General features: G+C 73.7%; 14 protein-coding genes. 2 read left to right on the top strand and 12 right to left on the bottom strand.

The window, feature by feature from the left end; all coding sequences use genetic code 11:
• Positions 1-148: 148 nt before the first annotated feature.
• Together BMY40_RS21495 and proS are read right to left on the bottom strand one after the other, a co-directional pair.
• Positions 149-799, bottom strand: a complete 651-nt coding sequence (locus tag BMY40_RS21495; RefSeq protein ID WP_177214090.1) for a hypothetical protein — start codon at positions 797-799, stop codon at positions 149-151.
• Between the two features lie 121 nt (positions 800-920).
• Positions 921-2,336 carry a proline--tRNA ligase gene (proS, locus tag BMY40_RS21490; protein ID WP_093662301.1) on the bottom strand — a complete coding sequence of 472 codons (1,416 nt, stop codon included), beginning with the start codon at positions 2,334-2,336 and terminating at the stop codon, positions 921-923.
• 219 nt (positions 2,337-2,555) lie between these two features.
• Here proS and BMY40_RS21485 point away from each other — a divergent pair, with 219 nt between their 5' ends.
• A complete protein-coding gene (locus BMY40_RS21485) occupies positions 2,556-3,365 on the top strand; it encodes a methyltransferase domain-containing protein (RefSeq protein WP_093662129.1) in 810 nt (269 codons plus the stop codon).
• 137 nt (positions 3,366-3,502) lie between these two features.
• Here the strand turns inward: BMY40_RS21485 and ffh are convergent, their stop codons facing one another.
• The 5 genes from ffh to nsdA form a co-directional block, all read right to left on the bottom strand.
• A complete protein-coding gene (gene ffh, locus BMY40_RS21480; RefSeq protein ID WP_093662127.1) occupies positions 3,503-5,062 on the bottom strand; it encodes a signal recognition particle protein in 1,560 nt (519 codons plus the stop codon).
• A gap of 76 nt (positions 5,063-5,138) precedes the next feature.
• Positions 5,139-7,622 carry a [protein-PII] uridylyltransferase gene (locus tag BMY40_RS21475; RefSeq protein WP_093662125.1) on the bottom strand — a complete coding sequence of 828 codons (2,484 nt, stop codon included), beginning with the start codon at positions 7,620-7,622 and terminating at the stop codon, positions 5,139-5,141.
• A gap of 22 nt (positions 7,623-7,644) precedes the next feature.
• Positions 7,645-7,983, bottom strand: a complete 339-nt coding sequence (locus BMY40_RS21470) for a P-II family nitrogen regulator (RefSeq protein ID WP_093662123.1) — start codon at positions 7,981-7,983, stop codon at positions 7,645-7,647.
• The gene (locus tag BMY40_RS21465; RefSeq protein ID WP_093662121.1) at positions 7,980-9,275 is read right to left on the bottom strand and encodes an ammonium transporter; all 1,296 of its coding nucleotides are present in this window, start codon (positions 9,273-9,275) and stop codon (positions 7,980-7,982) included. Before BMY40_RS21465 ends, BMY40_RS21470 begins: the two co-directional genes overlap by 4 nt.
• 347 nt (positions 9,276-9,622) lie before the next feature.
• Entirely contained in the window at positions 9,623-11,146 is a 1,524-nt protein-coding gene (gene nsdA, locus BMY40_RS21460; protein WP_093662119.1) for a transcriptional repressor NsdA, read from the bottom strand.
• A gap of 381 nt (positions 11,147-11,527) precedes the next feature.
• Here nsdA and BMY40_RS21455 point away from each other — a divergent pair, with 381 nt between their 5' ends.
• Positions 11,528-12,217 carry a bifunctional DNA primase/polymerase gene (locus BMY40_RS21455; protein WP_093662117.1) on the top strand — a complete coding sequence of 230 codons (690 nt, stop codon included), beginning with the start codon at positions 11,528-11,530 and terminating at the stop codon, positions 12,215-12,217.
• 103 nt (positions 12,218-12,320) lie between these two features.
• Here BMY40_RS21455 and ftsY read toward each other — a convergent pair whose 3' ends face one another.
• The 5 genes from ftsY to BMY40_RS21430 form a co-directional block, all read right to left on the bottom strand.
• On the bottom strand, positions 12,321-13,562 hold the full coding sequence (ftsY, locus tag BMY40_RS21450) for a signal recognition particle-docking protein FtsY (protein ID WP_093662115.1): 1,242 nt from the start codon (positions 13,560-13,562) through the stop codon (positions 12,321-12,323).
• Between the two features lie 189 nt (positions 13,563-13,751).
• Positions 13,752-15,185, bottom strand: coding sequence for a sugar porter family MFS transporter (locus BMY40_RS21445; RefSeq protein WP_425443150.1), 1,434 nt, complete (start codon positions 15,183-15,185; stop codon positions 13,752-13,754).
• Between the two features lie 237 nt (positions 15,186-15,422).
• Entirely contained in the window at positions 15,423-18,989 is a 3,567-nt protein-coding gene (smc, locus tag BMY40_RS21440; RefSeq protein ID WP_093662113.1) for a chromosome segregation protein SMC, read from the bottom strand.
• A gap of 178 nt (positions 18,990-19,167) precedes the next feature.
• Complete coding sequence (locus BMY40_RS21435) at positions 19,168-19,377, bottom strand: hypothetical protein (protein ID WP_093662111.1); 210 nt, start codon at positions 19,375-19,377, stop codon at positions 19,168-19,170.
• A gap of 283 nt (positions 19,378-19,660) precedes the next feature.
• Positions 19,661-19,978 carry an acylphosphatase gene (locus BMY40_RS21430; RefSeq protein ID WP_093662109.1) on the bottom strand — a complete coding sequence of 106 codons (318 nt, stop codon included), beginning with the start codon at positions 19,976-19,978 and terminating at the stop codon, positions 19,661-19,663.
• Positions 19,979-20,136 lie beyond the last annotated feature (158 nt).

Raw genomic sequence — 20,136 nt, 5'->3', positions numbered from 1 at the left:
GGTTGTGGTACCCGAGTGTCCGAGTGGACGCGTCAGCCGGAGGAGAGAGGGGTCCTGTGCGGCTGTCGAGTACAGCCGCCCATTGTGCCACACCTCTTGTGCCGCACCCCGCGGGGGCGGCCGGCCTCCCGGCCCCGTCCGCGGCGCCTCAGCCCACCCCGACCGCCTCCTTCTCCTTGTCCGGGATGCGGAACGGCTTCCCGCAGGCCCCGCACATGATCGGCGCCTGGGCCAGTACGGACGGGACGACCCGGACGTTGCGCCCGCAGTCGCACACGGCCTTGACCCGCACCCCGCCGCCCGACGAACCGTGCCGCGCGGCGGGGCCGCGGAAGGCGCGGGAGGTGTCGGTGGCGGTGGCGGCGCTGTGGGCACGCAGGGCGCGCTGCAGCCGCTCGATGGTGGGCCGGTAGCGCCTTCTGGTCTCGGGCTTCATCACGACCAGCGAGAAGCCGCTGCTCGGATGCGGCTCCTCCGAGTGCTCCAGGCCCAGTTCCTCGGCGATCGCCAGGAAGCGGCGGTTGTGGTATCGGCCGGCGCGCGAGGTGTCCCGGACTCCGCGGGCGGCGGCGATCCCGTGGACGGCCTCGTGCAGCAGCCGTTCGAAGGAGAGCTCGGCGCCGCAGGCGGACGACGACTCCCCGATCAGCGATTCGGGCGCGGCCAGGTCGGGCAGCTCCGGGTGGTGCCGTTGGATGTCGGCCCACGCGAGCGCCAGCTCGGCGGCGAGTACAGGTGGTGTCGTGCTCACGTCGTGCACAACGAGCCAGAGTGTCCCGGTGTTCCGATTACGGGGCATCCCAAATAATTTGCACCTACCAGTCAGTTCAGGTTGATGCGCGCCGACGGGACGGGTATGCCGATCCGGGAGGACCCGCCCCGGGCGGGGACCGGCCGGGGCGGGGGCGTCACGGGGCGCCTCAGTAGGCGCGGGCGACCACGGCCACCGTACCGGGGGCGTCGTCGGACTCGGGTACCGACCCGTCCTCGCCGACCAGGCAGCGCACCGTGACGGACTGCTCCGCGAGCCTCGCCTCGCCCTCCGGGCCCAGGTCGGCCCAGGGGATGCGGGCCCAGCCGCCGCCGGCGGCGGCCTCGGCGGCCTCCTCCACCGTCCGCACGTCCGAGGTGCGGGCCTCGCGGCGCTCGCGGGACCGGCGCAGCAGCAGCGCCTGGTCCTCCTCCAGGATCCTCGGGCACAGCTCGGCCAGGGCGTCGACTGCCACCGGTTCCTTGCCCCCGGCGATGCGGCGGACCAGCATCGCGGTGCCGCTCTCCAGGTCGCGCGGGCCGATCTCGACGCGCAGCGGCACGCCCTTGAGCTCCCAGTCCACCGCCCGGCGGCCGAAGGGGGTGTCGGTGCGGTCGTCCACCTTCACCCGGACACCGGCCGCGGCGAGCCGGTCGCCGACCTCGCGGACCTTGGCCAGCACCGCGTCGTCGCCCTTGATGGCCAGGACGACGGCCTGGACGGGGGCCAGGCGCGGCGGGATCCGCAGCCCGCCGTCGTCGCCGTGCATCATGATCAGGCCGCCGACCATGCGGGTGGAGGTGCCCCAGGAGGTCTGCCAGACCAGCTCCCGCCCGCCGTCCTTCGACAGGTAGCGGGTGTCGAACGCCTTGGCGAAGTTCTGGCCCAGCTCGTGGCTGGTGCCCATCTGCAGGGCCTTGCCGTCACCCATCATGCCCTCCAGGGTGAGGGTGTTGATGGCGCCCGCGAAGCGCTCCCTGGGGGTCTTGCGGCCCAGCACGACGTCCATGGCCAGGACGTTCTCCATGAAGTCGGCGTAGACCTCGCGGTGGATGCGGGCGGCGTAGTCGCGTGCGTCCTCGTAGGTGGCGTGGGCGGTGTGCCCCTCCTGCCACAGGAACTCACTCGTTCGCAGGAAGACCCTCGGACGCATTTCCCAGCGCACCACGTTGGCCCACTGGTTGATCAGCAGGGGCAGGTCGCGGTAGCTCTGCACCCACTTCGAGAAGTACTCGTTGATGATCGTCTCGGAGGTGGGCCGGACGACCACCGGCTCCTCCAGCTCCTTGCCGCCGCCGTGCGTGACGACCGCCAGCTCGGGGGCGAAGCCCTCGACGTGCTCGGCCTCCCTGGTCAGGTAGGACTGCGGGATGAACAGGGGGAAGTAGGCGTTGTCGGCGCCCGCGGCCTTGATGCGGGCGTCCATCTCGCTCTGCATCCGCTCCCAGAGCCCGTACCCGTACGGTCGGATGACCATGGTGCCGCGCACCGGCCCGTTGTCGGCCAGCTCGGCCTTGTTGATCACGTCCTGGTACCAGCGCGGGAAGTCCTCCGCCTGGGGGGTGAGCACGGGAGCCTTTGCCATGCCGCGCATGTTACGGCGGTCTGCTGCGGATGCGTGAACCGGACTGCCGGGGGAACGTAGGAGTGCGCGCGGGCAAGCGCGGGTGGAAACACCCCGGCGCCCCTCTGGACTCGGGGACAGATGCGCAGTTCCCTGGCTTTCGGGGACTACAGGACCTCTCGGGGGACGAGACGGCGGCCGGTTATCCGGCGATCCTTCCATCGGAATGGGGATGTTGCGATGGCACCCACGCTCGCACAGCGGCACCTCCCGCGGCCCGCCCGGGACTGGGCGGAGATTCAGGAACGGATGCTGGTTCCGCTCTACGAGGCGGTATACGAGCGGTTCGAGGTCGGACGGCACTCCCATGTGCTGGGTCTGGGCTGCGGCTCGGGCCTGGCGCTGGTGATGGCGGCGGCCCGGGGCGCGACCGTCACGGGGACGGACACCGACGAGGCACGCCTGGAACTGGCCCGGCAGCGGCTGCTGCCGGAGCCGCAGTGGGGCGCGCGGCACTGGACCGCGCGGGTGCTGCCGGGCGGGCCGGACGGCGGACCGGACGGCGCGGCCCTGCGCGAGGGGCCGCCCCCGACGCTGGTGACCGCCTTCGACGCCCTGCCCGACGCCGCCGTGCTCGCCCGGGTGGCCCAGACGGCCGGCCGGGGCGTGCCGGTGGTGCTGGCGGGCTGGGGGCCGGCCGAGCGGTGTGCCGCGGCCCCCGCGCTGCGGGTGGCCCAGCGCCTGGCCGAGCCGGAGCGCGCGGCGGGCCGGTGCTGGCGGCCGGGCGGCCGGGACGATCTGGAGGACCTGGCGCGGCGGGCCGGGCTGCGCCCCGACGGCTCGGGCCGGGTGGCGTGCCCCTTCGGCTACGCCGATCTGGACAGCGCGGTGCGCGGGCTGGTCTCGACCGGTCTGTACGACGCGGCCGTCCGGGCGACGGACGAGGAGCAGGTCGCCAAGGAACTGGCCGAGGCGCTGCGCCCGCACGTACGGCCGGACGGCACCGTGTGGATGCAGAACCTGTTCCGCTACGTGGTCGCCATGACCTGAGGGTGCCGCCGACCGCGGGCGGGCGGCGGGCGGCGAACGCGCGGAGGGGCGGCGCCGGGCCTTTCACGGTCCCGGCGCCGCCCCTCCGCGCGCGTGCTGCCCACCCGGCCGTACGGGCGGCCCGCGTCACCGGCCGGTCACTTGGGCGGGAGCATGTCCTTGAACTCCTGGGGCAGCTCGAAGTCCTCCGGTCCCTGGCCGCCGGGCAGTCCGAAGGCACCGCCCTGGCCCGCGGCGCGGCGCTCGGCCACGGCCTGCTCCTCGGCCTTGCGCTTCATCGGGTTGCCCGAGCGCTGCTTGCCCCTGGCCTTCTTCTGCTGCTTGCCCTTCTTCCGGGCACCGCCGCCCATCCCCGGCATGCCCGGCATCCCGGGCATCCCCGGCATGCCGCCGCCCTGGGCCATGCGGGACATCATCTTGCGGGCCTCGAAGAAGCGCTCCACGAGGTTCTTCACCGCGCTGACGTCCACGCCGGAGCCGCGGGCGATACGGGCCCGCCGCGAACCGTTGATGATCGTGGGGTCGGTGCGCTCGGCCGGGGTCATCGACTTGATGATCGCGGCGGTGCGGTCCACGTCGCGCTCGTCGATGTCGTTGATCTGCTCCCGGATCTGCCCCATGCCGGGCATCATCCCCAGCAGCTTGGAGATGGAGCCCATCTTGCGGACCTGCTCCATCTGGGCCAGGAAGTCGTCGAGGGTGAACTCCTTGGGCCCCTTGGCCAGCTTGGCGGCCATCTGCTCGGCCTCTTGCCGGCTGAAGGTCTGCTCGGCCTTCTCGATGAGGCTGAGGACGTCGCCCATGCCCAGGATGCGGGACGCCATGCGGTCCGGGTGGAACGCGTCGAAGTCGTCCAGCTTCTCGCCGTTGGAGGCGAACATGATCTGGCGGCCGGTGACGTGCGCGATCGACAGGGCCGCGCCGCCACGGGCGTCGCCGTCGAGCTTGGAGAGCACCACGCCGTCGAAGCCGACGCCGTCGCGGAACGCCTCGGCGGTGTTGACCGCGTCCTGGCCGATCATGGCGTCGACGACGAAGAGGGTCTCGTCGGGGCGGACGGCGTCGCGGATGTCGGCGGCCTGCCGCATCATCTCGGCGTCGATGCCCAGACGGCCGGCGGTGTCGACGACGACGACGTCGTACTGCTTGGTGCGGGCGTACTCGATGGAGTCCTCGGCGACCTTCACCGGGTCGCCGACGCCGTTGCCCGGCTCGGGCGCGTAGATGCCCACGCCCGCGCGCTCGGCGACGACGGTGAGCTGGTTGACGGCGTTGGGGCGCTGCAGGTCGCAGGCGACCAGCAGCGGGGTGTGGCCCTGCGCCTTGAGCCAGCGGCCAAGCTTGCCCGCGAGCGTGGTCTTGCCCGCGCCCTGCAGACCGGCGAGCATGATCACCGTCGGCGGGTTCTTGGCGAACCGCAGACGGCGGGTCTCGCCTCCGAGGATGCCGATCAGCTCCTCGTTGACGATCTTGATGACCTGCTGGGCCGGGTTCAGGGCCTTGGAGACCTCGGCGCCGAGGGCGCGCTCCTTGACCTGCTTGATGAAGGCCCGCACCACGGGCAGTGCGACATCCGCCTCCAGCAGGGCGATACGGATCTCGCGCGCCGTGGCGTCGATGTCCGCCTCGCTCAGACGGCCCTTGCCCCTGAGGTTCTTGAACGTCGCTGTGAGGCGATCGGAGAGAGTGTCGAACACGTCGGTCGCGGATCCTTCGCGTTGGTGGCGGTGTCGGCGGTCGACCTCCAAGAGTATCCGCCCGCCCGCGGTCCGGTCAGCCGCCCAGGGCCCGCTCCAGTTCCGCCGCGAGGCAGGCGGCCTCGCGCGGCGGCAGCGGGGCGCCGTCGGGTCCGGTGACGTAGAAGGCGTCCACCGCGTTGGCGCCCAGGGTGCCGACGCGGGCGCTGCGCACGGTGACGCCGGCGTCCTCCAGGGCCCGTCCGATGCGGTACAGCAGCCCTGGGGCGTCCTGGGCGCGCACCTCGATGACCGTCGCCAGCCGTGACCCGGCCGGGGCGACGGTCACCTTCGGCGGCGGGGCCCCGGCGCCGCGCCGGCCGGCGCGGCCCAGGTGGGCCCGCTCGCGCTCGGCGAGCCGGGCGGGGACGTCCAGCGAGCCCTCCAGGGCGCGCGCCAGGTCGGCGCGGAGCCGGGCGGCCTGCGGCAGCGATCCGTACTCGGCGGCCACCCGCCAGCTCAGCAGCAGCACCCGTCCCTCGCCGAGCGGGTCGACGGTGCGCAGGTCGGCGGCGCGTACGGTCAGCCGGTGCAGGGCCAGGACGCCGGCCGCGGCGGGCAGTACGCCGGGCCGGTCGGGCAGGGCGACGAGCAGTTCGGCGCCCACCGGTTCCGGGCCCGTGTCCCCCTCGGCAGGGCCCGCCCGGCCGGTCGGGCCCTGCCGGTCGGTCCGGTCGGTCCGGCCGGCCGGGTCCGCCCCGGCGGGGGCCTCGGCCCGGGTGCGCAGGGAGAGCACCGGCCCGCCGGTGCGCCACGCCTCCACGGCCAGCCGTTCGGCCCCGGCGGTGGGCCGGGAGGCGGAGCGCTCCCGCTCCCCCACCGCCTCCGCGGCCCCTGCCGCCTCCCCCGCCAGCACCGCGCCGGTCCGCCTCACCAGATCGGCCACGAGTCCCGCGCGCCAGGCCGACCAGGCCGCGGGCCCGGTGGCCAGGGCGTCGGCCTCGGTGAGCGCGTGCAGCAGCTCCAGGGTCCCGGCGCCTCCGACGGCATCGGCCACGGTGCGTACGGTGGCCGGGTCGTCCAGGTCGCGCCGGGTGGCGGTCTCGGCCAGCAGCAGATGGTGGCGGACGACGGTGGCCAGGGTCGCGGTGTCGGCGGCGTCGAAGCCCATCCGTGCGGCCAGGCCGCGCACGGCGGCCTCGCCCACGACGCTGTGGTCGCCGGGCCGCCCCTTGCCGATGTCGTGCAGCAGTGCGGCGACCAGCAGCAGGTCGGGACGGCGGACGCGGCGGACGTACGCGCCGGCCCGTACCGCGGTCTCGATCAGGTGGCGGTCGACGGTCCAGCGGTGCACGGGGTTGCGCTGCGGGCGGCAGCGCACCCACTCCCACTCGGGCAGCCAGGCGGTGACCAGGCCTTCCGCCTCCAGCGCCTCCCACACCCCGACGGCGGCCTCGCCCGCCCCCAGGAGGGTGACGAACTCCTCGCGGGCTTCGGCCGGCCAGGGCACCGGAAGCGGCGGGGCCGCGGCGGCCAGCCTCCGCAGGGCGGGGCGCGACGGCGGCAGCCCGGCCTGGGCGGCCGCCGCCGCGACGCGCAGCGGCAGTACGGGGTCGCGCTCGGGGCGCGCGGTCCGGGCGAGCACCACCTCGCCGTCCTGCACGACGACACCCTCGGCCAGCGGGGTGCGCGCCCGCCGCCCGCGCCCCGGGCGGGACCGGCGGGCGCTCAGCACCCGGTCGACCTCGCGCCAGGTGACGTCGCAGGCGTAGGAGATCACCCGGGCCGCCTCGTAGACGCGGCGCAGCAGCGCGTCCGCGTCCGGCAGGGCGAGTGCGGCGGCGATCTGGTCCTGGTCCTGGAGGGCGAGCCGGTCGGTGGCGCGGCCGGTGCCCAGGTGGAGGGCGTCGCGTACGTCCAGGAGGGTGCGGTGGGCCTCGTCCAGCCCCTCGCGGGGCGCGTCGGCCAGCCAGGAGGCGGCCACCGCGCGCAGGGCGGTGGCGTCGCGCAGGCCGCCGCGGGCCTCCTTCAGGTCGGGTTCGAGGAGGAAGCGCAGCTCGCCGTGGCGGCGGGCGCGCTCCCGGACCGCCTCGCGCAGCTCGGGCAGCAGCCGGTGGGCACCGGTGCGCCAGCGGGCGAGCATCCGGGCGCGCAGGGCGGCGGTGAGCTCCGGGTCCCCGGCGACGTGCCGGGCGTCGAGCAGCCCGAGCTGCACCCTCAGGTCGCCGGCCGCGGCCCGTTCGGCCTCGCCCGGGGTGCGCACCGAGTGGTCCAGGGCGATCCCCAGGTCCCACACGGGGTACCAGAGGCGGTCGGCGAGGGCGGCGACCTCGCGCGTGTCGCGGCCGGTGTGCAGCAGCAGCAGGTCCAGATCGCTGCGCGGGGAGAGCTCCCCGCGGCCGTAGCCGCCGACGGCCACGAGCGCGACACCCTCGCCCGCGTCGCCCAGGAGCGAGGCGAGCCAGGCGTCGGTGAGGCCGGACAGGGCCCGGCGGCGCGGCGGCCCGGGCCGCGCCTCCCGGTCCAGGAGGCGCAGCCGGGCCGCCGCGTAGTTGCCGGGGTCGCCGGATCCCGGGGTCACGCGGTCTCCCGCTCCGGCCGGCTCACAGCGCGTCCGGGCCGCGCTCGCCGGTGCGGACGCGCACCGCCGTCTCGACGGGGACGCTCCAGACCTTGCCGTCACCGATCTTGCCGGTCCGGGCGGCCTTGACGACCACGTCGAGGAGCTGCTCGGCGTCCTCGTCCTCGACCAGGACCTCGACGCGGACCTTGGGGACCAGGTCGACGGTGTACTCGGCGCCGCGGTACACCTCGGTGTGGCCGCGCTGCCGGCCGTATCCGCTGGCCTCGGTGACGGTCAGTCCCTGGACGCCGAACGCCTGCAGGGCGTCCTTGACCTCGTCGAGTCGGTGCGGCTTGATGACTGCGGTGATGAGCTTCACGCGTCCACCTTCTTGTCGGTCTCCTTCGCGGACGGCGAAGCCGTCGCGCTGTCGTTGTGGCCGCCCGCGGCGCCGCGGGAAGCGGGCGAGCCGCCCACCGCGCTGAAGTCGTACGCGGTCTCGGCGTGGTACGCCTGGTCCAGCCCGGCGGTCTCGTCGTCCTCGCTCGCCCGGAAGCCGACGACCGCGTCGACCAGCTTGGCGAGGATCCAGGAGACCACGAAGGAGAAGGCCATCACCGAGAAGGCCCCGACGGCCTGCTTGCCGAGCTGGGTGAGGCCGCCCACGCCGTCCGTGGCCAGGACGCCGACCAGCAGGGTGCCGATGACGCCGCCGACGAGGTGGACTCCGACGACGTCCAGGGAGTCGTCGTAGCCGAGCCTGTACTTCAGGCTGACGGCCCAGGAGCAGACCAGGCCGGCCACCAGGCCGATGACGATCGCGCCGACGGCGTTCACGTGTGCGCCGGCGGGGGTGATGGCGACCAGGCCCGCGACGGCTCCGGAGGCGGCGCCCAGGGTGGTGAAGGCACCGTGCCGGATCCGCTCGTACAGCAGCCAGCCCAGGATGGCGGCGGCGGTGGCGACCTGCGTGTTCAAGGCCATGGTGGCCGCGGTGCCGTTCGCGCCCAGCGCGGAGCCGGCGTTGAAGCCGAACCAGCCGAACCACAGCAGGGCGGCGCCCAGGACCACCAGCGGGAGGCTGTGGGGCCGCATGGGCTCCCTCTTGAAACCGATGCGCCTGCCGACCACCAGGACGGCCGCCAGGGCGCCGACCCCGGCGTTGATGTGGACGGCGGTGCCGCCCGCGAAGTCGATGACCTCCAGCTCGAACAGCCAGCCGCCCTCGGCCCACACCCAGTGCGCGACGGGGAAGTAGACGACCGTGGCCCACAGGGTGATGAACAGCGCCCAGGCGCTGAACTTCACGCGGTCGGCCAGGGCGCCGCTCATCAGTGCGGGCGTCAGGACGGCGAACATGAGCTGGAAGAGGACGAAGGCGAGGACCGGGATGCCCTCCTCACCGCCGGTCAGCGTCTCGACGTCGATGCCGCTGAGACCGATGTGCTCGAAACCGCCGATCAGGCCGCCGGTGTCGGTGCCGAAGGCGAGCGAGTAGCCGTAGAGGACCCAGAGGACGCTCACGATGCCCAGGGAGATGAAGGACATCATGAGCATGTTCAGTGCGCTCTTGACCCGGACCATGCCGCCGTAGAAGAGGGCCAGGCCGGGTGTCATCAACATGACCAGCGCCGCGCTGATCAGTACGAAAGCGGTATCCGCGCCGTTCAATGTGGGCGTCTCCTCGCGTGCGCGACCCGTGGGGGCGGATCTGGGGGTCAGGATGAGCCACAGATTTCCGGAGCCCCGTTTCCGCCGATGCGGCGCGGCGTTTCACGGCCGTGACGAAGGCGCGTTCTCTGTTACGCCCGGGTGAACACGCCCGCCGGCCGGAACCGCGCCGCCGCCGGCCCGGCTCCCCGCCGCCCGTGCGGCACACCGCCCTGACCGGGCACGACGACCGCGCCGGGCGGGCGCGGGTCGGCCCGGCGGGCGCGGTCGTATGACAACCCGGGGGACGTGCGGCGGGCGGCCGGGAAGGGCCGGTGAGGCGGAGGACCGGCGGGGCGGGGGCCCGTTCAGCTCGCGAGGGCGGTCTCGCCCTCGGGCAGCTCGTCGGCGAGCCGCTCGGTGAGCTCGGCGACCTCCGCCACGTCCCCGAACTCGCGGGCGGCCGTGGCCACGGTCTTGCGGATGCGGTTGTCGACCCGTTCCGAACGGAGACGTTTCGCCACCCTCATCGCCCGGCCGGTCATCTCGGCGCACTGCTCGGGTTCGCGCTGCAGCAGGTGGACCGTGGCCATGCCGACGAGGTTGAGCGCGTAGGAGCGCTGGTGGCCCCTGCCGCCGCCGCACTCGCGGCCGAACAGCTCCACGGCCCGCCGCATCGCCGGCTGCGCGAGCGATAGGTAGGCGGGGCTGCGGCCCGCCACATAGGCGAGGTCGCGGTAGGAGTGGGCGTTCTCGGCGTGCAGCTCGGCCTCGGAGAAGAAGCCGATCCAGTCCGGGTCGGCGTCCCCCTCGGTGGCCTCGGCGAAGGTCTCCTCGGCCATCCGCACCGCCCGGTGGCACTTGTCGGGTCGGCCCATGTTGGCGTACGCGCGCGCCTCCACCGCGTGGAGCATGGCCTGGGTGCGGGGGGTGGCGTCCTCCCGGCCGCCGTACTGCGCGAGGTGGACCAGTTCCAGCGCGTCCTCGGGCCGTCCCAGGTGGATCATCTGGCGGCCCATGTCGGACAGCACGTACGCGCCCAGCGGCCGGTCGCCGGCCTCCTTGGCCGCGTGCAGGGCGAGGACGAAGTACTTCTGCGCGGTCGGCTGGAGCCCGACGTCGTAGCTCATCCAGCCGGCCAGCTCCGCCAGCTCGGCGGTGACGCGGAACAGCCGCCGCCGCACCGGCTCGGCGTGGTGCTCCTGGAGGAGGTCGGTGACCTCGTGGAGCTGGCCGACGACGGCCTTGCGCCGCAGCCCGCCGCCGCACTGGGCGTCCCACTGGCGGAACATCACGATCGTCTGCTCCAGCAGCTCCAGCTCCGGGTCCGACAGCCGGTGGTCGCCCCGCGCTCCGGGATTCCGGGCCGGGGCCTGCGGCGCGCCGGGGAAGCGCTCGCCGGGGGCCGGTGCGGCGGGGGCGGGCACCAGCCAGCGCTGCATCGGCTCGATCAGCGCGGGGCCGGCGGCCATGCCCAGCGAGGTGCCGAGGAAGCCGCGCCGGGCCAGCATCAGGTCGCTGCGCGAGAACTCGCTGATCATCGCCACGGTCTGCGGCCCCGTCCAGGGCAGGTCCACACCTCCGTCGGAGGCCGTCTGGCGGGCGGCGCGCAGCCCCAGGTCCTCGACGGCGACCACACAGCCGAAGCGCTCGGAGAACAGCTCGGAGAGGATGCGCGGAATCGGCTCGCGGGGCTGCTCGCCGTCGAGCCAGCGGCGCACCCGGGAGGTGTCGGTGCTGATGTGGTGCGCGCCCGTCCGGCGTGCGCGGCGGTTCACCTGCCGGGCCAGCTCGCCCTTGGACCAGCCGCTGCGCGCGAACCACGAGGCGAGCTGTCCGTTCGGGCGCTTCCCGGCGGTGCCGACCCCGCCGCTGTTGCCGTTGCCGCCCACTGGAACGCCCCCATCCCGGCCCGCACGCGTCCTGTCCTCGGATGCCGTCTCGGCATGCCTCTGGCATAGGCGCACGTCGGACGTCTTCCGTGTATCTGTGTCGCCGTGTGAACCGAAAGTAATCCTACGATCACTGATGTGGCGAGTGAAATTGCAAAACCGCCACCATTCGCCACCCCTTCGGATGAACCCAAGCAGCGCTCCGCGCGGTTCACTTGACCCAGGGCGGCCACAACCGGTTGAAGCGATGCACACCGGGGCGCGCGAAGACCGGCGCACCCCTCACACAGATCCCGTCGCCCCGCTTCGACCCGGACCGCCCGGCGTCGCTCTGTGCGACGGTTTCGTAACCGAAAGCACGCGGGACCCGTTGGAGGGGGCATGGGCTTCACAATCGGCAGCATCCGCGAGATCCGGGAGCTCCGGGAGTTGCGGTCCGGCACCCGGCGCCGGGGCCGCGCCCCGGTGTGCACGGCGGTGGCCGAGTACACCGGTCTGTGGGGCTGGGACGTGGTCCCGGGTGCGCGCGCCACCCGCGTCGGCGGCCGGACCGAGTGCTCCTGCGGCGCCCCGCGGTGCCCCTCCCCCGGCGCCCATCCCCTGGACGAGTCACTCCTGGTCCCGGCCGGCGCGACGCTGGACGAGGCCACCGCGGCCTGGGAGCGGGTCCCCGGCGCGGCCCTGCTGCTGCCGGTGGGCCGCGCGTTCGACGTCATCGAGGTCTCCGAGTCCGCCGGACGCCGCGCGCTGGCCCGGCTGGAGCGGATGGGGCTGCCGCTGGGGCCGGTCGCCGTCGCCCCGCACGGCCGCGCCTGGTTCTTCGTGGCCACCGGCGCCGCGGCCGGCCTGCCCCGCCTGCTGTACCGGACGGGCTGGGACGACGCCGTACTGGACCTGCGCGGTCTCGGCCCGGGCGACCACGTCACCGCTCCGCCCTCCGACCTCGGCGGGCTCGGCCCGGTCCGGTGGCTGCGGCCGCCCACCCTGGAGGGGGCGGGCCGTCCCCCGCAGGCCAGGCTGCTGCTGGGCACCCTGGCGTACGTCTGCCACCGAGAGCTGCCCGGCTCCTGAGCCCTCCGGGCCCCGGCCCCTCCGGCGCACGAGCCCGGGACCGGGCCCCGCCGCGGCCTCGGCCGTACGCGGCGGGGCGTCCCCGGTGTCCTTCCCCGGTTCGTCAGTCGCCGATCAGGGCGTCGACGAACGCCTCCGGCTCGAACGGCGCGAGGTCGTCCGCCCCCTCGCCCAGGCCGACGAGCTTGACCGGGACGTTCAGCTCGCGCTGGACGGCGATGACGATGCCGCCCTTGGCCGTGCCGTCGAGCTTGGTGAGCACGATGCCGGTGATGTCCACGACCTCGGCGAAGACCCGGGCCTGGATCAGCCCGTTCTGGCCGGTGGTGGCGTCCAGGACGAGCAGGACCTCGTCGACCGGGCCGTGCTTCTCCACCACGCGCTTGACCTTGCCCAGCTCGTCCATCAGGCCGGTCTTGGTGTGCAGCCGCCCCGCGGTGTCGATGAGCACCACGTCCGCGCTCTCGCCGATGCCCTCCTTGACCGCGTCGAAGGCGACCGACGCCGGGTCGCCGCCCTCGGGGCCGCGTACGGTGCGGGCGCCGACGCGCTCGCCCCAGGTCTGGAGCTGGTCGGCGGCGGCGGCACGGAAGGTGTCGGCGGCGCCGAGCACGACCGACCTGCCGTCGGCGACCAGGACGCGGGCGAGCTTGCCGGTGGTGGTGGTCTTGCCGGTGCCGTTGACGCCGACGACCAGCACCACGCCCGGCCGCACCACGCCCTCGGAGGACACGCCGCCCTCGGTGTGGACGGTGCGGTCCAGGTCGGTGCCGATCAGGGCCAGCAGCTCCTCGCGCAGCAGCGCGCGCAGCTCGGCGGGGCTGCGGGTGCCCAGCACCCTCACCCGCTCGCGCAGCCGCTCCACCAGTTCCTGGGTGGGGGCGACGCCGACGTCGGCGGTGAGCAGGGTGTCCTCGATCTCCTCCCAGGTGTCCTCGTCGAGGTGGTCGCGGGAGAGCAGGGTGAGCAGGCCGCGGCCCAGGGTGTTCTGGGACCGCGACAGGCGCTCGCGCAGCCGCACCAGGCGTCCGGCGGTGGGCGCGGGCACCTCGATCCCGGGTGCCTCGGGCTGCGGGGGCGCGGGGGGCGCGGCCGCCTCCGCGTCCGTCGCCCCGACCGGGGGCCGCGGCAGCTCGACCTCTTCGATGGTGCGGCGTTCCTCCGCGCGGGGAGGCCCGGCCTCCTCGCCGACCTGCGGTTCGGTCGGGGGCGGGGTGATGGTCGGAGGCGGGGCGGAGCGGTCCAGCCGCGGCGTCTTCTTCTTGCGGACGCCGGTGACCACCAGTCCGCCGATCGCCACGACGGCGACCACGGCGATGACGACAGCGAGGATGAGGATGTCCATGATTCCCTAGAGAGTTACCTGCGTCACGGACAGGTCCTGCCCGTGACGCAGAGCCGTTCGGGCCGAGCGAGAAGCTCCTTCGGAGCCGGAGTCACAACGCGTCCCAGTATCGGCCAAGAACGCGGACGAGCGCCGTTCCGGCCCGTGGGGCGGGCCGGAACGGCGCTCGTCTCGGCGGGCACGGGCGGGTCAGCCCATCTCCTCCAGCGCCCTGCCCCTGGTCTCCGGCACGAACTTGAGGACGAACGGGATCGAGAGGGCCGCGAAGACGGTGTAGATGACGTACGCGCCCGACAGGTTCCAGTCCGACAGGCTCGGGAAGGTGACGGTGATCAGCCAGTTCGCCACCCACTGGGCCCCGGCGGCGATGCCGAGGGCGGCGGCGCGGATGCGGTTGGGGAACATCTCGCCGAGCATCACCCAGACCACCACGCCCCAGGAGAGGGCGAAGAAGAGCACGAAGGAGTGCGCGGCGACGAGCGCGACCGTGCCCTGCGCGTCGGGCAGGGTGATGTCGTCGCCGGTGCCGCTCTTGTAGGAGAAGGCCCAGGCCGCGGCGCCGAGGGATAGTGCCATGCCCGCGGAGCCGGTCAGGGCCAGCGGCCTGCGGCCGATCCGGTCCACCAGGAGCATCGCGATCACCGTGCCGACGATGTTGATGATCGAGGTGGTGAAGGAGTAGAAGAACGAGCTGCCGGGGTCGATGCCGACCGACTGCCACAGCGAGGCGCTGTAGTAGAAGATCACGTTGATGCCGACCAGCTGCTGGAACAGCGACAGGCCGATGCCGACCCAGACGATGGGCAGCAGACCGAAGCGCCCTCCCAGCAGGTCCCGCAGGCTCGGCCTGCGCTCGCCGCGCATGCGCTCGCGGATCTCGGCGATCCGGGCGTCCAGGTCGCTCCCCCGCGCCTCGACGTCCGCGAGGACGGCCCTGGCCTCGTCCGTGCGCCCCTGGGCGACGAGGTGGCGCGGGGACTCGGGTATGCGCAGGGTCAGCAGTCCGTACAGCAGGGCGGGGACGACCTCGATGCCGAGCATGAGCTGCCAGGCCTCGACGCCCAGCAGGCTGCCGCGCTGCTCGCCGCCGGCGAGGTTGAGCACGCCCCAGTTGACCAGTTGGGACACGGCGATGCCCAGCACGATCGCGGCCTGCTGGAAGGAGGCGAGCCGGCCGCGGTACTCGGCCGGGGCGACCTCGGCGATGTAGGCGGGCGCGATCACCGAGGCCATGCCGATGGCGACGCCGCCCAGGGTCCGCCAGAAGGCCAGGTCCCACATGGTGAAGGGGAGCATGGAGCCGACGGCGCTGAGGGCGAAGAGCACCGCGGCGATCTGCATCACCCTGATGCGGCCGATCCGGTCGGCGAGCCGCCCCGCGGTGGCGGCGCCGATCGCGGCGCCGATCAGGGCCGCGGCGATGATCTGCGCGAGCACGCCGGAGGCGATGTCGAATCTGCCCCGGATGCCCTCGACCGCTCCGTTGATGACGGAGCTGTCGTAGCCGAAGAGGAAGCCCCCCATCGCCGCCGCGGTGGCGATGAAGACGACGTGTCTGAGGTGCTGGGTCCGTCCGGCCGGGGCGTCCGGCCCGTCCGGCTTCACCTGCGCGGTGCTGGTCACGGTGTGTACTCCTGCGGTCCCCGGCGGCGGTGCCGGGTGGGGTGCCAAGTGGTTGCCGCCTTTTACCCGGCACGCACAACTGCATGCCGCCGTTTGAAGGCATGGCCGACCATGCAGAGACTATTCCTTCAAAAGTTGAAGTCAATAGATGAGAGATAACCGGAACAACCCCGAGGTGTAACGTTTTTCGTTCGGAAAGTGAAGCAGGAGTGAAGGTCCAGGCCGCCCCGGGGAAGCTCAGCGGAGCCGCTGGCTGATGACCTTCGACACCCCGTCGCCCTGCATCGAGACGCCGTAGAGGGCGTCGGCGACCTCCATGGTCCGCTTCTGATGGGTGATCACGATGAGCTGGGAACTCTCCTGGAGTTCCTTCATGATCCCGATCAGCCGCTGGAGGTTGGTGTCGTCCAGCGCCGCCTCGACCTCGTCCATGACGTAGAACGGGCTGGGGCGCGCCTTGAAGATCGACACCAGCAGCGCCACGGCCGTCAGCGAGCGTTCGCCTCCCGACAGCAGCGACAGCCGCTTGACCTTCTTCCCCGGCGGCCGGGCCTCGACGTCCACGCCCGTGGTGAGCATGTTCTCCGGGTCGGTGAGGACCAGCCGCCCCTCGCCGCCGGGGAACAGCCGCGAGAAGACGCCCTCGAACTCGCGGGCCGTGTCGCGGTACGCCTCGGTGAAGACCTGCTCGACCCGCTCGTCCACCTCCCTGACCACCTGCAGCAGGTCCGCGCGGGTCTTCTTCAGGTCCTCCAGCTGCTCGCTGAGGAAGCGGTGCCGCTCCTCCAGGGCCGCGAACTCCTCCAGCGCCAGCGGGTTCACCTTGCCCAGCTGCCGGTACGCCCGCTCGGCCGCCTGCAGCCGCTTCTCCTGCTCGGCGCGGACGAAGGGGACCGGCCGGTTGCGGGGGTGACCGGGATCCTCGGGCAGCTCCTCCCCCTCGGCGGGCGGCGACGGCGGCACCGGCTGGTCGGGGCCGTACTCGCGGACCAGCACGGCCGGCTCCACGCCCAGCTCCTCCAGGGATCTGGTCTCCAGCTGCTCGATCCGCAGCCGCTTCTCGGCACCCAGCACCTCGCCGCGGTGCACGGAGTCGGTGAGCTTGTCCAGCTCCTCCTTCAGCTGCCGGCCCCGGTCGCGCTCGGCGGCCAGCTCGCGTTCCCGCCCGGCCTTGGCGCTCCGGGCGGCCTCCCGCTCCTCCTCGGCCCGCGCCAGCGACACCTCCACGTGCGCCAGCAGTTGCCGGGCGCCGGAGGCGACGGCCGAGGCCACCTCCCGCTCGTGCCGCAGCCGGGCACGGCGGCGCTCCGCGCGCGCCCGCGCCTCCCGTTCGGCGCGCGCCGCCCGGTCCAGGGAGTCCGCCCGCCCGGCGAGCCCCTTGACCCTCTCCTCGTGGGTGCGCACCTGGAGGCGGGCCTCCATCTCCGTCTGCCGGGCGTTGGCGCCGTCGGCGGCCAGCCGGTCGCGCACCGAGGTGTCCGGCTCCTCCTCGCCCGGCTGCTCCTCGGCCACCGCCAGCCGTTCGGCCAGCACCTCGGCCTCCTCGCGGGCCCGCGCCAGCGCCTCCTCGGCCTTCGCCACGGCCGCCGCCGCGCGCTCGGCCTCCCCCTGCGCGGCCCGCGCCTGCCCGCCCAGCCGCCCGAGCCGGCCGGCGACCTGCGATCTCTCCCTGTCGGCCGCGCTGCGCCGCGCGCCCAGTTCCTCGACCCGGGCGGCGCACTCGCGCCGCCGCTCCCGGGCCCTCTCCCGGTCCCCGGCCAGCGCCTCGCACCGGCCGTCCAGTTCGGCCAGCTCGGCGGTGGCCTCGTCCACCGACGCCCGTACCTCCAGCAGCGACGGCGCCCCGGCGGAACCGCCCTGCGCGAAGTGGGCGCCGAGCAGGTCGCCCTCGGCGGTGACGGCGGTCAGCTCAGGGCGCTCGGCCACCAGCTCCATCGCGTCCCGCAGGGCGCCGACCACCACCACGCCGCGCAGCAGCCGCCGCAGGGCGGGCAGCAGGACCTCCGGGCCCGACACCAGTTCCGCGGCCCACCGCGCACCGGGTACGTCCAGGGCTCCGGGAGGCTCCTCCCGCGGTGCGCCGCCGAGCACCAGCGCCGCGCGGCCGGCGTCCTGCCCGCGCAGCAGGCGCAGCGCGTCGGCGGCCGCGGCCGGGCCGTCCACGGCGACGGCGTCCGCGGCCGAGCCGAGGGCGGCGGCGACGGGCACCTCGAAACCGGGGGTGACGGTGAGGAGTTCGGCGGCCGGGCCGAGCAGTCCGGCGAGCCGGTCGCCGGCGCCGAGCAGGGCCCCGGTGCCGTCCTTGCGGCGCAGTCCCAGGGACAGGGCGTCACGGCGGGCGGCGGTCGCCGCGCGTTCCCGCTCGGCGGCCGACAGCGCCTCGCCGGCCGCGCTCAGCTCCGCCTCGGCCGCGGCCAGTTCACCTCTGGCCGCCTCGTGCTCCTCGGCCAGCTCGGCGTCGTCCGCGTCCAGCCCGTCGACCTCGGCCCGCAGCGCCTCGTACTCCTCCCGGGCCGCCGCCGCGCGCTCGGCCGCCTCGTCCCGGGCGGTGGCCAGCCGGTCGATCTCGGCCTGCGCGGAGGCGGCCCGGCCGCGGGCGGCGGTGACCTGGCCGTGCAGCCGGGCCAGCCCCTCGCGGCGGTCGGCGATGGCGCGGGCGGCGTCCTTCAGCCGCCGCTCCTCGTCGGCCAGGGCGCGCTCCAACTCCGCGCGGTGCGCGACGGTGTCCTCCAGCGCCCGGCTCGCCGCCTCCAGCGCGGCCCTCAGCTCCGCCTCCTGCTCGCGGACCCGGGCCGCCTCACGCTCCATGTCCTCCGGATCGCGCCCCGGACGCTCCTCGACGGGCTCCGCGGACGCGCTGCGGACCCGGGCGTCGGCCAGACTCACGGTGCCGCGCACCCGCTCGGCGAGCTGCGACAGCTCGTACCAGGTCTGCTGCGCCCGCTCCAGCCGCGGGGACAGTTCCCTGACCTGCTGCTCCAGCGCGGCCTCCCGCCGCAGCGCCTCCCCGAGACCGGCCTCCACCGACTCCTTCCGCTCCTTGAGCGCCGCCTCGTCGGCGAGTTCGGCCTTCAGCGCCGCGCGCAGGGCCACCAGGTCGTCGGCCAGCAGCCGCAGCCGGGCGTCGCGCAGATCGGCCTGGATCACCGCGGCCCGGCGGGCGACGGCCGCCTGCCGTCCCAGCGGCTTGAGCTGGCGGCGCAGTTCGTCGGTGAGGTCCTGGACACGGGCGAGGTTGGCCTGCATCGCGTCCAGCTTCCGCAGCGCCTTCTCCTTGCGCTTGCGGTGCTTGAGGACGCCGGCGGCCTCCTCGATGAAGGCCCGGCGGCCGGCCGGGTCGGCGTGCAGTACGGAGTCGAGCTGGCCCTGTCCGACGATGACGTGCATCTCGCGGCCGATGCCGGAATCCGACAGCAGCTCCTGGATGTCCAGCAGCCGGCAGGTGTCGCCGTTGATCTGGTACTCGCTGCCGCCGTTGCGGAACATGATCCGCGTGATGGTGACCTCGGCGTACTCGATGGGCAGGGCGCCGTCGGAGTTGTCGATGGTCAGGGAGACCTCGGCACGGCCCAGCGGGGGACGGCCCGAAGGGCCCGCCGTCCCGGCGAAGATGACGTCCTCCATCTTGCCGCCGCGCAGCGACTTGGCGCCCTGCTCGCCCATCACCCACGACAGGGCGTCCACGACATTGGACTTGCCGGAGCCGTTGGGGCCCACCACGCAGGTGATGCCCGGCTCGAAGCGCAGCGTCGTGGCCGAGGCGAAGGACTTGAACCCGCGCAGGGTCAGGCTCTTGAGGTGCACGTATCCGGACTTTACTCCCAGGTGTCGGTTTCACGACCGAAGCGAGTTTCACCGCTGAACGGGTGGGGCACATCACACGGTAAGCGCCACACCTCCGGCCGGAAACGACGAAGGGACGCCGAAGCGTCCCTTGCAGTTTTCTCCAGCGGCCTGGCGCTGCGTTCCCCGGACCGGAAGGTCAGGTGAGCGCAGGCTCCGCCTTGGATACGTCGATGCTCTCCAGCAACGAGTCGCCGTGCCGTGCAGCGGCGGCCGACAGAGCGTCGTTCTCCGCCTGGATCCGTACCAGCTCGGATTCCAGGTCCTGAACACGCTGCTGCAGCCGTCGCATCTCGGCGAGGACTCGGGGGTCGGAACCGCCGACGTAACCGAGAAGCGCCTTTGCCATGATGGATGGTCCTCCACACTGAGTGACCGACCGGAACGGTGGTGGGTCGTGAGGGATTCGCGCCCGCGGTTGCCGTTCGGCCTTCATTCCGAAGGCAGAACAGCTGCGGTGCGCGGGGCTTCCAGAGTCTCACCAAAACTTTTGGCGGTCAACACGATCACGCCACGCGCCCCGGCGGCCTTGACTCGACGGCACTCAATCTGCCGGAGGGCTCGCGGGGTCCTGCGGGGGTGACGCTGGCCGCAGCCTCGCACGTCACGCGGTGAAAGGCAACCACTTTGGATCATCGGATCGCGAAGCCCTCGTAGCCCCCGCGCGGCGGTCCCCAGATCTCGGTCACACCTTCGACCCGCCCCGGCGTATCACCCGTTCGGAGCCATTCCAGCAGCAGTTCGCAGCGATCGCGCGGCCCTTCGGCGACCACCTGGACCCGGCCGTCGCCGAGATTGAGCGCAAAACCCTCCAGGCCGCCGATCCGCAGCGCGTTGGCCCGGGTGAACCAGCGGAAACCGACCCCCTGCACCTGCCCGCGCACCCAGGCCGTCATCCGCACGGTCTCCCCGGCCGCGCCTTCGCCGGCGCCCTCCGTCCTCGTACCCATGGGCGCACGCTATCCGGACGCGCTCCGCCCCCACGCGCCCCGCCCTCTCCTTCCGCTCCCGTGTTTCCACCGTTCCCTCCTGCGCCTCTCACCGATGCCGTACAGTCACGCCGCAACGGGACTCACTCTTTCGAGTGACACAAGTGACGCCGATCACG

Source organism: Streptomyces radiopugnans, from assembly GCF_900110735.1.
Lineage (GTDB): Bacteria > Actinomycetota > Actinomycetes > Streptomycetales > Streptomycetaceae > Streptomyces > Streptomyces radiopugnans.
Note: the sequence above shows the minus strand (reverse complement) of the source record. Positions and strands in the feature narration are given on the sequence as shown.